12 protein-coding genes are annotated in these 15,104 nt (G+C 26.2%); 7 read left to right on the forward strand and 5 right to left on the reverse strand.

Annotation, left to right across the window (positions count from 1 at the left end):
• Positions 1 to 5: 5 nt before the first annotated feature.
• Positions 6 to 479: a CD3072 family TudS-related putative desulfidase gene (locus tag BUA70_RS06925; RefSeq protein ID WP_072895365.1), complete on the reverse strand. Its 474-nt coding sequence runs from the start codon at positions 477 to 479 to the stop codon at positions 6 to 8.
• A gap of 175 nt (positions 480 to 654) precedes the next feature.
• On the opposite strand from BUA70_RS06925, the gene BUA70_RS06930 reads away from it, so the two are divergent.
• The gene (locus BUA70_RS06930) at positions 655 to 1,227 is read left to right on the forward strand and encodes a CD3073 family putative ECF transporter S component (RefSeq protein WP_072895368.1); all 573 of its coding nucleotides are present in this window, start codon (positions 655 to 657) and stop codon (positions 1,225 to 1,227) included.
• Between the two features lie 108 nt (positions 1,228 to 1,335).
• Positions 1,336 to 1,578, forward strand: a complete 243-nt coding sequence (locus tag BUA70_RS06935) for a hypothetical protein (protein ID WP_072895372.1) — start codon at positions 1,336 to 1,338, stop codon at positions 1,576 to 1,578.
• Between the two features lie 49 nt (positions 1,579 to 1,627).
• Here the strand turns inward: BUA70_RS06935 and BUA70_RS06940 are convergent, their stop codons facing one another.
• On the reverse strand, positions 1,628 to 2,323 hold the full coding sequence (locus BUA70_RS06940; protein WP_072895375.1) for a 5'-methylthioadenosine/adenosylhomocysteine nucleosidase: 696 nt from the start codon (positions 2,321 to 2,323) through the stop codon (positions 1,628 to 1,630).
• Between the two features lie 198 nt (positions 2,324 to 2,521).
• Between BUA70_RS06940 and BUA70_RS06945 the strand changes: the two genes are divergently transcribed.
• Positions 2,522 to 3,277, forward strand: a complete 756-nt coding sequence (locus BUA70_RS06945) for a tRNA threonylcarbamoyladenosine dehydratase (RefSeq protein ID WP_072895378.1) — start codon at positions 2,522 to 2,524, stop codon at positions 3,275 to 3,277.
• A gap of 293 nt (positions 3,278 to 3,570) precedes the next feature.
• Here BUA70_RS06945 and BUA70_RS06950 read toward each other — a convergent pair whose 3' ends face one another.
• On the reverse strand, positions 3,571 to 4,761 hold the full coding sequence (locus tag BUA70_RS06950) for a class I SAM-dependent methyltransferase (protein ID WP_072895381.1): 1,191 nt from the start codon (positions 4,759 to 4,761) through the stop codon (positions 3,571 to 3,573).
• A gap of 331 nt (positions 4,762 to 5,092) precedes the next feature.
• On the opposite strand from BUA70_RS06950, the gene BUA70_RS06955 reads away from it, so the two are divergent.
• From BUA70_RS06955 to BUA70_RS06970, 4 genes are all read left to right on the forward strand, one after another.
• Entirely contained in the window at positions 5,093 to 6,271 is a 1,179-nt protein-coding gene (locus BUA70_RS06955; RefSeq protein WP_072895385.1) for an MFS transporter, read from the forward strand.
• A gap of 15 nt (positions 6,272 to 6,286) precedes the next feature.
• Positions 6,287 to 7,225 (forward strand): GNAT family N-acetyltransferase, encoded by a 939-nt coding sequence (locus BUA70_RS06960; protein WP_072895388.1) that lies wholly within the window; start codon positions 6,287 to 6,289, stop codon positions 7,223 to 7,225.
• Between the two features lie 731 nt (positions 7,226 to 7,956).
• Entirely contained in the window at positions 7,957 to 9,420 is a 1,464-nt protein-coding gene (locus tag BUA70_RS06965; protein ID WP_072895392.1) for a sulfatase family protein, read from the forward strand.
• Positions 9,421 to 9,459: 39 nt separating this feature from the next.
• Positions 9,460 to 11,673, forward strand: coding sequence for a glycoside hydrolase family 2 protein (locus BUA70_RS06970; RefSeq protein ID WP_072895397.1), 2,214 nt, complete (start codon positions 9,460 to 9,462; stop codon positions 11,671 to 11,673).
• Between the two features lie 266 nt (positions 11,674 to 11,939).
• Here the strand turns inward: BUA70_RS06970 and BUA70_RS06975 are convergent, their stop codons facing one another.
• Both BUA70_RS06975 and BUA70_RS06980 read right to left on the reverse strand, forming a co-directional pair.
• Positions 11,940 to 13,259, reverse strand: coding sequence for an alpha-L-fucosidase (locus tag BUA70_RS06975; protein WP_072895401.1), 1,320 nt, complete (start codon positions 13,257 to 13,259; stop codon positions 11,940 to 11,942).
• 29 nt (positions 13,260 to 13,288) lie between these two features.
• Complete coding sequence (locus BUA70_RS06980; RefSeq protein WP_072895404.1) at positions 13,289 to 14,431, reverse strand: anaerobic sulfatase maturase; 1,143 nt, start codon at positions 14,429 to 14,431, stop codon at positions 13,289 to 13,291.
• Between the last annotated feature and the right edge of the window lie 673 nt (positions 14,432 to 15,104).

Consider the following 15,104-nt stretch of genomic DNA (forward strand, 5'->3'; position numbering starts at 1 on the left):
ATTTTTTATAATAAGTGGGTTAGCTCTTTTGGAAAATCACTTTTATAAGTGTATTCTGTAGATACTTGAAAGGTATTTATATTGATATTTTCTTGTTTTAATAGATTTAATATCTCTTCCATAAAAATCCCTCTATTGCCTGTTAGGCTACAAGTAGGACTATCTTTTATTCCTATTAATGCTTTTATATTATAGCCGTGCTTTATATACTCTTTTATATCATTAAGTACAGGTATAAATAAATTTTTGCATAAATTTCTATATTCCTCAAAGCAATAATCTTCTTTACTCATAGGTTTTCTTGATAAACCTAAAAGTTTAAACTCTGGACAAGGCAACTGAATTATACCATATCCTTTATCTATGAGAGTTTTAATAAAAGGAAATGCTCCCTTAGCTCTAGCTAGAGGAAAAACTACAGAATTTTGATTTATTATACAGTGAGAAATTATTATTAAATTTTTTTTTCTAGTATCCATAAAACACCTCTTCAAATCCTCTATCCAGTACAAATTTTAATATAAATTATACTTTAAGTCTAATAGATATTGATGATAGATATGAGTATTAATATTTTTATAATCAATTAGAGTTTAGTATATCAATAATATAAAATATAATTAAATAGAGGTAAAATGAGAGGGGTATAAGATAATGGGAAATAATAAATTAAGGATGCTGACCTTTTCATCAATAGCCATCGCTTTAAACATAGTACTTGGAATTCTATGTAGTAGTTTAAGGTTACCATTATATATTGATGCCTTAGGGACTGTTTTAGTAGCTGTTTATTTTGGACCTTTATATGGAATGGCAGTAGGGGCTTTAAGTAATTTAATTACAGGTATTATAAGTAATCCTAAAGATATACCATTTTTATTAGTTAATGTAGCCATTGGACTTATAGTTGGACTTATAGCTAAAAAATATAAGTTTAATGTAAAGGTTGCTATAATAACGGGTATTATATTAGGAGTTGTTTGCCCATTAATAGGAACACCTATAGGGGTTTGGGTGTACGGTGGACTTACAGGAACAGGACTTGATTTTGTATTTTTATGGTTAAAAGAAAGTGGACAAAATATTTTTGTATCTTCTTTTATACCTAAACTTATAAATAATTTAATGGATAAAACTTTAAGTTGCGTTATGGTAGCTATACTTATTAAATGTTTACCAAGAGCTTACAAACCATTTTCTTATAAAAAGATAGAAGATTTTAGATAGAATATGGCCATCTAGAATTTAAGAGAATATAATATAACTATTAATTGATTTAAGATAGTGATTTAGTTTATGGTATAATAAATATTACTATTTTAGGAGGAAGTTTCTATGAATATAAAGCTTTTAGCCATTTTTTCAATAATAGTTATAATAGGTATGATACTTATTGCAAGTGTTATGGATTTTTCTGAACAATGGAAAACAAAAAAAGTAATAGAAAGTTCTAAGAATGAGGAAGGTGCTAAAAATTTATTAGATTCTTTAGATGATAAAAAACCTTTGTTATATTCAGGATTTATATTATTTTTACTAGGATTAGTAGGAATTGTTTTAACAGTTATATTTTCATAAAAAAGAGTTAGTATTAGGAATTTTTACCCTAAAACTAACTCTTTTTATTTTAGTTAATTTTTTCAATCATAGCTTTTAATATAGTAGTTGAATTTTTAACACCAATTGGAGTAAATTCTGCAAAATCCATATGAGCTCCATTATTAGCATTATCTGATATAGAACGTATTACAACGAAAGGAATATTATTTAAATAGCAAACGTGAGCTATACTTCCACCTTCCATTTCACAAGCTAAACCGTTAAATTCTTTTGATAACCATTGAATTTTTTCTAAGTTAGCAACAAATTGATCTCCTGTAACTATTCTTCCTACAAAGCTTTTAATATTACTACTTTCTTTACATGCTTCTTTTGCTAAGTTAACAAGTTTTTCATTACATTTAAAATCAAAAGTATCTAATCTTGGAATTTGTCCATGAGGATCACCAAAAGCTGTTGTATCCATATCGTATTGAACTAAAGAATCTGCAATAACTACATCTCCAGGATATATATCTTTACCAATACCACCAGCAACACCTACATTGATTACAGTATCTACTTTATATTCACTAATTAATATTTGTGTGCATATAGCAGCATTAACTTTACCTATACCACATACTACAGCAACAACATCTTTACCCCATAAGGTTCCTTCATGAAAAGTCATATTAGCTTTAGTTTTTTTATTTTTAAGATTCATATCTTTTAATAATATTTCAAGTTCTTCGCTCATAGCGCCGATAATACCTAATTTCATTATTAATCCTCCGTATAATTAAATTTATATATAATTAATTATAACTAAAAGGCTATGTAAAATAAACAGAGTTAATAATTTATTGTTAAATACTATTAATTTGATATAATAAAGTCAATATTTTAGTATTATAATTTTTAAAACTTTAAATAATATAATTATTAAAAGTTTTAGTCTTCTAAAAAGGAGAGAAATCATATGGAAAAGAATATGTATACAAGAACTCAATTAGTTATAGGAAAGTCTGGTGTAGATATATTAAAAAATAGTAAAGTTATAGTGTTTGGAATAGGAGGAGTAGGAGGATTTACAGTGGAATCATTATGTAGAGCTGGAGTTGGAAACTTAGTAATAGTAGATAATGATACTGTAGATATAACTAATCTAAATAGACAAATAATAGCTACTGTATATACTATAGGTAAATCTAAGGTAGAAGTTATGAAGGAGAGAATACTCTCAATAAATCCTAATTGTAATGTTACGGCTCTTGAAACTTTTGTAACAGAAGAAAATATAAAGGATATTATTACAGATGATGTTGATTATGTTGTTGATGCTATAGATACAATATCTTCCAAGTTAGCATTGGCCGAATATTGTTATAAAAATAATATATCAATAATAAGTTCTATGGGAACTGGTAATAAAATGGATCCATCAAGATTTAAAGTAGTTGATGTTTTTAAAACTAGCGTATGTCCTCTTGCTAAAGTTATGAGATATGAACTGAAAAAAAGGGGAATTAAAAAATTAAAAGTAGTTTATTCTGATGAATTACCTATGAAACCTAAGCTTCAAGAATTTGCAAAAGAAGGAGAAACAGAAGAACAGGTTCTAAGAAAATTTACTACTAAAAGGCAAGTACCTGCTAGTATAGCTTTTGTACCTCCAGTGGCGGGAATGATTATAGCTTCTCAAGTGGTTAAAGATTTAGTAGAAGAGGTACTTTAAATTAAATTTAAGAATTAATTTAGTTTTTAGAGAGTATAAAAAATAATTTATTAAAATATATATTAAATTATTATATAAAATAAAATGAGGTTGCTTTATTAAGAGAGTTATATACAATATATTAATTTGCAAATTTAAAATTAATATATTGTAGTATTTATTTTTAATGTGACAGCCTCATTTTTATAGAATTTTTATTCAAATAATTATTTAAAACTATTTATTTACTTTAATATATTAAGAGATATTTTTAGTATTTATATAATTTACCTAAAACTTATATAAATTTAATTTTAAATCATCCAATTTTCATTAAGGAACTTATATAAAGCTGGATAAATATTTAAACTTGCCATAAGATTTATATATTCATCCATTACTTTGTCATTTTCTTTTCCTGTTCTTAAAGCTCTTATCATTAAGTTTTTTGGAGTTTCTAGAGGAGATATATATTCTACAACAGAAACATTATAACCCTTAGCTTCAAGCATCATACTTCTCATTCCATCAGTTAATGCATCAGCGATTCTTGCTTTTAATATTCCATGTTTTAATATGCTTTTAAATGGCTCATAGCTATATTGATTTAATAGCTCCCTATGGCAACAAGGAACAGCTATTATACAATCTGATTTTAATTTTATACCTAATGCTATTGCCATATCTGTGGCTGTGTCACAAGCATGAAGAGAAAGCGCTACATTTATTTTTCTTGAAGGTTTATAGTTTTTGATATCTATAGCGTGGAATTCCATATTTCTATAACCTAAATTACTAGCCATTTTTTTTGAGCTTTCTATAACTCCTTCTGAAATATCTAATCCTATAAAATGACACTTTCTTCTTTTTACTTCAGTTAAATAATAATTAAGAACAAAGCTAAGATAAGATTTTCCACAACCACAATCTAAAAGAGTAATTTCTTCATTTTTAGGAAGAGAATCTAAAACTCCCTCTAAAAGTTCTACATAGTGATCTATTTGATTATATTTTCTTATTTTATCATTTTTTATTTTACCATCTTTAGACATTATGCATATTTCTTTTAATAATGAATCAGCTTTTCCAACCTTTATGTAATAGTCTCTATTTAAAAGAGTAGAGGTTTCCCTTATATTGTGGTCATCTTCATTTTCGTTAAAAGATAAGTTATCATTTGTTTCTGTATTAGTCATTTTTACATTTTTATTATCACCAGTTATTAATATATCTGTTCCTCTTTCTTTATATAAAATTATGATAGAGTCATAATTATCACATTCTTTTGTAATGTTATTAAACAAAGAATTTATATCAAGCAATTCTGTTTTGCCATTAAAATTATATTTAATTTTTCCATCGTAAAAAATTCCAGTTCCCTTAAATTCTTTAAGTCCAGCACTGTAAGTTACATAAATATTTTTAAATATTGATGAGTTTTCTTTAAATCTATTTTCAAGACCCATAAGAAATAACTTAATCTTATTTATATTTTGTTTATTCATAAGAAATCATTTCCTTTCAATTTATGAAATATATTAATTATACATCATATTAACTTTAAATTATTCATTATATATTGTATATTAAATAGAAGAAAAAATTAATTAAAATAAAAAATTATCAACATGTTTATATTAAAAAAATTATATAATAAAATTTTAAAAGAATTTATATGTAAAATAAATAAAAATTTTATTATATAATAAATTAAATTTTTATGATATAATTTACTTTGTTTTTCATGACAGCTTAACATAACTTACTTAATTTTAGTCATAAATGAAGGAATTAGAGAGGTTTTTTATTTAAAATTGACTAGGAGGATCAAAAGTTATGGAAAAGAAAGGAAAAAACAATTGGGTAGCATTGACCTTTATATTTATAATGATGGTGCTTATTGCCATTACGGAAAATACAAAAGGGATATTTATACCTGGATTTAAAGCGGAGTTTGGAGTAAACGATGCACAAATAGGAAATATGATTATATTGACATCATTGATGTACATGTTTGCCACTTTTATTGGAGGAACATTATGCCAAAAAATAGGACAAAAGAAAGTCTTTATTATTGGATTGGTAACTATAATATGTTCTTTATTAATATTATCAAGAGCTGATAGCTATAATATGTTATTAGTGGGAATAGGTATAAGCAGCGCAGGGGTAGCAACTATAGCAATTGCAAGTAATACTATAATACCTGTAATAGTTTTAACTGCTCAAACTATAATAATGAATGTAACTCACTTCTGTTATGGATTAGGTTCTACAATAGGACAAAGATTATTTGGAGTTTTAACTGCAGATGGTATAAACTGGAGAACTATGTACTTTGGATTAGCCATTGTATATGTAGTTGTTCTAGTAGTGTTCTTATTTGTAAAAATGCCACGTGTTGAAAAAGCAGAGGAAGAGCAAAAGATTCCATTTATTAAATTAATGAGCAATAAACTAATATTATTTTATATGATTGCATTAGGATTTTATGCATTTGCAGAGCAAGGAACAGGAAACTGGTTTGTAAACTATATGCAAGTTTCTTATGGTTTTGACTATCAAAGAAGTTCTTTCTATTTATCATTATTCTTTGGAATATTCTCTATAGGTAGATTATTTGGTGGAATAGTAGTAGAAAAGTTAGGATACTTTAATGTATTAATAACTTCTGTTTTAGTGGGTTCTATATTATTTATAATAGGAATTACAATAGGCTCTAGTGGTATGGCATTAGTATCATTAGCTGGATTATTCTATTCAATAATATTCCCAACAACAGTATTAACTATAAGTAAAGTATTTAATAAAAACAGTGCATATATTACAGGAATAGTAATTACAGCTTCTTCCTTTATAGCAATGATACTTAACCGTATAATAGGAAATCTTAATGAATTAGTAGGAACTTCAGTAGCATTCTATCTATTACCAATAAGTGGTGTAATTTCTGCTTTGGCTATGGTATATATATATATAAAAACCAAGGATGTTTTAGTGAAGAAAAATAATTAATCAGGAGATGACTTTATGCCCCAAAAAAATAAAGTGATAATAGAATTAGTTAAAGGTACTATTTCAGAATATGTTATTAAAGATAATATGGGTATCACGATTGGAAGATTTGCAGTTATTGAAAAAGATAATAAGAATAAAAATTCTACTATAAGATTAAAATTTTATAGGACTGATAATTATTTATTATTTTCAGAAGTAATAGAATTAATGTTAAATGGGATATTTAAAGATAAAGATATATATAAATTGAATATAATAACTGCAGAGGATACCAATATAGGAGTGTTTTTAAGTAAGGGATTTATATTAGAAGGAATTTTAACAGACAATGTATTTGAAAATGGAGTACATAAGTCGGAGATAGCTTTTGGGATAACTGTCAATGAATATAATATACACAGCAATATTGTACAAGTTCAGTTAAAAGGCTCTAATATAATATTAAAAAATTTAACTCCAGAATATAGTTGTGATTTATTAGACTATTATTTAAGAAATAAAGAATATTTGGAGCCGTTTGAGCCAGCTAGAGATAAAAGTTTTTATACTTTAGAAGGTCAAAAGGAAATATTGTTAGAAGGGTATAAACAATTTATAGACGGAACTAGTTTAGACTTTGGAATTTTTAAAGATAATAAACTAATAGGTAAGATAAAGCTGTCAAACATAGTTTTTGGAGTCTTAAGGAATGCGTTTCTAGGATATTCAATAGATGAAAATTATCAAGGAAAAGGTTTTATGAGGGAAGCTGTTAATCTAGTTTTGGATTATGCTTTTAAAGAAATGGGACTTCATAGGATAGAAGCTTCTACTTTGATAAATAATGAAAAATCACAAAGGGTTCTAAAAAACTGTGGATTTAAAGAATTAGGAATCAATGAAGAGTATCTTTATATAAATGGGCAATGGAGTGATCATATAATTTTTTATAGAATAAATACAGAGATGTAATATGTTAAATAATAAATGGGACTGTATCATAATAGTTTGATAAAATTATAATATATATTGGTGTTTTGGTTATAAACATAGTATATTATATGTAATTTAAACTTTGATACAGTCTTTTATTTTTTGAGTGAACTTATCAATAAAAAGTTGCACAAAATTAATGTTTATTTTAATTAAAACGTATACATGGTATAAAAGAATAAAAGGATAACTAAATAAATTTAGTGATTTTATATATCAATTTATGCTAAGTAAAAAATACAAAATAAAACTTTCCTTAAAAAGATATTACTGTTTAAAATAAAAAATCATTTATAGAATAAAAGATAGTGCATTAAAGAGGTCAAATTAAAATTGTTCAAAGGTATAAGATCTTTTATTAAAAACAAAACATAGAGAAAGTTATATAAATGAGATCAAAAATGGTTTATGGTAAAAGGGAAAAATAATTGCTTAGTAAGTATTTTATAAGATAAAGTCTTGGTTATAAAACTTTTGATTTTATAAATAATATAGTTTTAGAATTAGGTTTATTAGCAGTTATATATACTTTGAACAGAAAAAACTTGCAGATATGCTTAAGAAAGGAGTAATAATAATTTCTTTGTTATTAGTACTTTATATATTCATTTATTCAAAAATATTTTGAATAAAAAACTATAATAAGAGCTATAAGGGGTTAAAAGATAAAATAATTATTTATATAAATAATAAAATAAAGGGGTGTTTTTATGAAAATTTTAATGATTGATATTGATACTTTAAGGGCAGATCATTTAGGTTGCTATGGGTATTATAGAAATACTTCGCCTAATATAGATGAAGTAGCAAAAGAATCTGTGATATTTAATAATTACTACTGTTCAGATGCTCCTTGCTTGCCATCAAGATCCGCTTTGATGAGTGGAAAATTTGGAATCCATACTGGAATTGTAAATCATGGTGGTACAACAGCTGATTTAAGATTAATAGGAGAAAATAGGGGATTCAGAGATAGTATGGCTTGTGAAAGTTTACCAGCCTTTTTGAGGCAGCAAGGGTTGTATACAGCAACAGTAAGCCCTTTTGCAGAAAGACATAGTGCTTGGTGGTTTAATGCAGGTTTTAATGAAATATTTAATACTGGAAAATCTGGTCACGAATCTGCAGAAGAGGTAACCCCTTATGCATTAAGATGGTTAAATCACAATAAAGAAAGAGAAGATTGGTTTCTTCATGTAAATTATTGGGATCCACATACTCCTTATAGAGCTCCAGAAGGTTTTGGTAATCCTTTTAAAGATGATAAGATTTCAGATTGGGTTACAGAAGAAATATTTGAAGAGCATAGAAAAAATAAAGTTGGACCACATGGACCACAAGAAATAAATCTATTTGACAATCATTCATATCCTCAATATCCAAGATATAAAACTGAACTTAAAACATATGAAGATACAAGAGATTGCTTTGACGGATATGATTGTGGAATAAAATATGCAGATATACATGTAGGTAAAATTATAAATGAGTTAAAAAAATTAGGTATATATGATGAGGTTGCCATAATTATAACCTCAGACCATGGAGAGGCTATGGGAGAGTTTGGTATATATGGAGAACACTCAGTTGCAGATTATTCAATATGTAGAATACCTATGATTATAAAGTGGCCTAATGGAAAGAAAAATCATTATGATAATGGGCTACATTATAATTTAGACTTAGCTCCAACTTTGGCACAATTATTTAATAAAGAAGGAAAATCATCATGGGATGGAGAAAGTTATGCTAATACAATTTTAACTGGAGAAAAGAATGGCCGTGAAGCATTAATACTTTCTCAATGTGCTCATGTATGTCAACGTTCAGTTAGATTTGGCGATTATTTATATATGAGAACATATCATGATGGCTACCACTTATTTCCTAAAGAGATGTTGTTTAATATTAAAGAAGATCCTCATGAACAATTTAATATTGCAGAGAATAATAAGAATCTATGTAAGGAGGGAGCATATTATTTAATGAATTGGCATGATGATATGATGGCTTCTATGGATTATGACGTAGATCCTTTATGGACAGTTATAAAAGAAGGTGGACCTTTACATGCAAAAGGATATCTGAAAGATTATTGCAAAAGATTAGAAGATACTGGGAGAGGATTTGCGGTTAAAGAATTAAAAAGAAGACATCCAAGGGAATTTAGGTAATACCATTGTGAAATTTAAGCAAGGGTAGGAGAAAAATAAATGATATCTAATAACAAAACTTTAATTAATAAGAACTGGCTTTTTAAAGACAGTGAGCAAGCTGAATTTAAGAGAGTAATGATTCCTCATACAAATAAAGAGGTTCCCTATAATTATTTTGATGAAAAAATATATCAGTTTACTTCTTATTACAAAAAAGAATTATTTATAAATGATAGTGATAAACGTATATTTTTAAATTTTGAAGGGGTTATGACTGCTTTTAAGTTATTTGTAAATGATAAATTAGTTGGAGAATATAGAGGGGGATATATTCCACATTTTATAGAGATAACTAATTTTACTATAAGAAATAAAAAAAATACTTTATTATTGGAAGTAGATTCTAGAGAGAGAGAAGATATACCACCTTTTGGTTATGTTATTGATTATTTGACATTTGGTGGAATATATAGAGATGTTTATTTATATGAGTTAGACCAATGTTTTATAGAAAATATTCTTTATGATTATGAAGTTTTAGAATTTGATAATCTTAAGGGAAAGATAAAAATAACACCAAGGGTTTTAATAAATAATAATAGTGATGAAAAAAGATATTGCATAGAATTTTGTATTAATGAAAGAACTTTTAAACAAGAAGTTGATGTACTTAAGGGTAAAAAGTGGTACGAGTTAAATCCTATAAACTTAGAAAATATAGATCTTTGGGATATTAATTCTCCTAGTTTATATAACTGTAATATGAAGCTTATTTTAAATGAAGATATAAGGGATTGTAATAATATAACAGTAGGATTCAGGGATTTAAAAATAGATGATACTGGACTTTATTTAAATGGTAGAAAAGTAAAAATCACAGGATTAAATAGGCATCAATCATTTCCGTATGTAGGTTATGCTATGCCTAAAAGAGTACAAATTAAGGATGCAGATATTTTAAAAGATGATTTAGCTGTTAATTTAGTAAGAACATCTCACTATCCACAATCACCATATTTTCTTCAAAGATGTGATGAAATTGGTCTTTTAGTATTAGAAGAGATTCCAGGTTGGCAAAATATAAGTGAAGATAAGCAGTGGAGAATTCAAGTCTTAAATGATGTAGAGGGAATGATAATGAGAGATTATAATCATCCATCTATAGTTACTTGGGGAGTTAGAATTAATGAGTCTATGGATGATGATGAATTATACTCAGCTACTAATAAATTAGCTAGAATTATAGATAAAAATAGAAAAACCTGTGGTGTAAGATATATAGAAAACAGTAATCTTCTTGAAGATATATATACAGTTAATGATTTTATTCATGATGGTGGAGATATAATCTTAAGAACTAGGGAGGAAGTTACAGGATTAGAAAAGCCAGTACCATATTTAGTTACAGAATTTTGTGGTCACATATTCCCTACTAAAAAATTTGATCAAGAAGAAAGATTAATAGAACATGCTTTAAGACATGGAAGAGTTCAAAGTTATGCCAAAGAACATGATGAGTATATGGGGGCAATAGGATGGTGTGCATTTGATTATAATACTCACTATGATTTTGGATCTGGGGATAGGATATGTTATCACGGTGTTATGGATATGTTTAGAATACCTAAATATGCTGCGCATATTTATAAAAGCCAAAAGGATCCTAAAGTTGAGCCTGTAATAGAACCTTTAACATGGTGGTCAAGAGGGGAAAGAGATAAAGGCATAGTATTTCCTATATATGTTTGCACAAATTGTGATGAAGTAGAGGTTATATTAGGAGATAATAATATAGGTCGTTTTTCTAGAACAGAAGAAAATATAGATGAAAAGTTAAAAGGATTAAAATATCCTCCAATAAAAATTGATTTGCTTAATGGAGATTGGGGAAGTAAGTGGTCTGAAGCAGAATTTATAGGATACTTAGATGAAAAACCTATTGTAAGTAAAAAGTTCTGTGAAAATCCTATTGTATGTGACTTAGATGTTCAATTAGATGATAGGAAATTAAATGGAACGGAATTTGATGCTACAAGAGTTGTTGTGAAAGTAGTAGATCAAGTTGGAAACGTACTACCATTTAGCACTGGATGTATAAACGTTGAAACTGAAGGTGATATAGATGTTATAGGACCTAAATGTATTTCTCTTATAGGTGGATCAATAGGATTTTGGATTAAAACTTTAGGAACTTTTAAAGATAATACAGCAAAGATTAAAATAACAAGTTCCTTTGGAATAAATAAAGAGATAAAAATATCATTAAAATAGTAATTATTATGTTAAATACTAATTAAATAACATTTTATAGTAAATAATTAAATATTGCCATATATTAAAGTTAATATAAACAAATTACTATTAAAAATATAAAAAAATAAGATTAAATAAAAAATGGAGAGTTTACTCTCCATTTTTTATGAAGATTTTAATTAATTAAATTACATATATATTAATTGTTAAGTAACAAATGTTTTGGTTAATTAATATATAAGGGAAAATATATAGTCCATTGAAGGGAAATTTAAACCAAGAAATTACTTTGAATTTTTATCAAAATAAATTGATACATTGTTTAATATAGGTTTTTCTATAGAATCTAAAATTTCTATTTTAATCTTTGATGCTTTTACTGTATCTATTAAAATTAATCTTTTATATCCTATTGTTTGACCTTTATAAACTTCTTGCCAATTATTTTCTATAAAGCAATATATTTTAAAATTAAATATTCTTTGACCTAATGGAATATATTCTTGTATCTGAATTATATTAAACTTTAATTCTTTTTCAAAACTTATTTCTATAGTTGGAGTTTTAGTTGTACAAGAACAATAATCATCATAATTACTATTAATTAAATTAGAGTGATTTTGATCTAATTCCTTTGATTTAATACTAGATCCTTTTAATAAATTATTAGAAAAAGTTCTATTTATCCAATTGCTAAATGATTTTAGATTGTTTATATCCACTTTATATAACTTTCCTTCTTTATTAGGACATACATTTAATAAGAGAACAGCGTTTCTACCTACAGAATTAAAATAAATATCCTTTAATTCATTTAGAGTTTTTACTTTTGAGTTTTCAGATTCATGATAAAACCAACCAGGGCGAATTGAAACATCAGCTTCACCTACTACCCAATTAGTACCTTTAGGGTCTCCGGTATTTAAATATTTAGGAATTTCTTTTATTTTCATTTTAGAGATATCAATGGTGGACCAAAAAGGTTCACCAGCATATCCCCTTTCGTTTCCTATCCATCTTATATCAGGACCTACAGGACTAAAAATAATACAATTTGGTTGTAATTTTTTTATAACTTTAAAGTATCTATCAAAATCATAATCTTGATTTATTTTAGAATCTTTAGCACCGTCCATCCATATCTCTAATATAGAAGGATAATTATTTAATAATTCTTTAAGTTGGTTTATATAGTATTTGTTATAAGCTTCACCTTTACCATAATAAATAGAGTTTTGATCCCATAAGGATAAATATATGCCAAATTTCAAGCCGTATTTACAGCAAGCATCGTAAACCTCCTTAACAATATTTCCTTTACCATTTTTGTAAGGAGAATTTTTTATACTGTGATTTGTAAAACTACTTGGCCATAAACAAAATCCATCATGGTGTTTAGTTGTTATTATTACTTTTTTAAAACCTGATATATATAATGTATAAATCCATTGATTTACATCTAAGTCTTTTGGATTAAATATCTTAGGATTTTCTTTGCCATCTCCCCATTCCTTATCTGTAAATGTATTTATTCCAAAATGTATAAAAGCTATAAGTTCATCTTTTTGATAAATTATTTGATTTTTCGATGGAACTACTAACATTAATTAATTACCTCCGTAAAGAAATAGTCTTAAATTTTTCTGTTTTTAAGGTTATATCTAGACTTTAATATAGTTGCTATTTCCATAAGACCATCTATATTTGTATCGAAGAAGTTATAATAAGCATTGCAATAGTAATTCATTGGTATATTAGAATCTGTAATTAAAGTGCGATAACGTTTGCAACCGCCGTTGCACAATTTTCTATATTTACACTTTATGCATTTTTCATCTATTAAAGTAGATTCTCTTATGAAGTTTTTAGCTGTAGAGATCTCTTTTATATTATTAAAGGAGTTATCTGATATATTACCTAATTTATATTTATCTAAAGCGTAAAAATCGCAAGGAAAAACATCTCCATTAGATTCTATTACAAAATAACAGCTACATACTCCAGATAGTCCACAATTTTCTGGGGGATATCCTAAGCACATTTGTATGTAATTATCAAATAATCTTATGCTTGTATAATTACCGCTTAAAAAATCTTCTTTATATAATTTAAATAAAGTATTTAGAGCGTAGGTATACTCATCATTTTTCAAACTATATTTTGAAAGATGTTCATTATATTCAAAAGGTTCAATACAAGGGATAAATTGTAGGTGAGTAAATTTTTCCTTTTTAAAAAAGTTATATACCTTAGTTATATGTTTAGAATTAAATGAAGTCAAAACAGAAAGAATATTGAAAGGAATATCGAATGATTTTAATAGCTTTATAGAATGCATAACTTTATTAAAGCTGCCTTTTTTATTTTGAGTTATCCTAAGTGAATCATGAATATCTTTAGGACCATCTAATGATATTCCTATTAAAAAATTGTTAGCTTTAAAAAATTCAGCCCACTTATTATTTAAAGAAAATCCATTGGTCTGTAGTGAAAAGTTTATTATAGTATTGTTGGTATTATATTTTTTTGTTATAGCAACAAATTTTTTAAAGAAATCTAATCCTGCTAAAGTTGGCTCACCTCCTTGAAAAGCAAAAGTTATCATCTTTGCATTTTCATCGAATGCGCGTTTTATTAAAGTTTCTGCTAAAGAATCTTCCATAATCCCATAGTTTTCTACAGATCTATTATCTGCAATATCACAATAAAAGCAGTACTTACATCTTAAGTTACAGCTAGATGAAGCTGGTTTAATAAGAAAAGAAATATGATTCATAATATCCTCCTAAATTATTCTGTTAAGTAAAATAAAAAAATTAATACTATACTTAAAAGTATAGTGTTAAATATATGTTATATCAATGAATTAGCATATAATAAGTATTAATTTGGTAAAAGATTAAATCACAAGTTTAGTTTTTATAACTTTAATATAACCTAAGTAATATTTATGTTGGCTTTTATAGAGTTTATACATATATTAAAATGTAAAATTTATTTAATTTATAGAGTATATTACAATAAAAATCCGGTTATTATAATAATAACAACTTAAACTCTGCCTAGCGTATCTATATAAGAAATATATATAAAATAGTAGTAATTAATAGATATATTAATATAAATTAATCTGAATAGGTAAAATAGCAATTTTAACTTTAAAATACAATGTTATTATAATAAGCGTCGTCAGGAACGACAGCAAACAACAAGTTCTTCAAAACTAAATTAAAAGTTTTTGAAAAAAGTTGTTGACACAAATCACTTAGTGTGATATAATAAATATCGTTGTCGAGAGATGACGGATTGGTCTTTGAAAATTAAACAGAGAGAAACTTACAAAATCTTTTAAGATTTTTTAAACCAGCAATTCTTTTATATGAGTAAAGATTAAACTTTTTAAATTGAGAGTTTGATCCTGGCTCAGGACGAACGCTGGCGGCGTGCTT

The sequence above is a fragment of the Clostridium fallax genome (assembly GCF_900129365.1).
Classification (GTDB): Bacteria; Bacillota; Clostridia; order Clostridiales; family Clostridiaceae; genus Clostridium_AH; species Clostridium_AH fallax.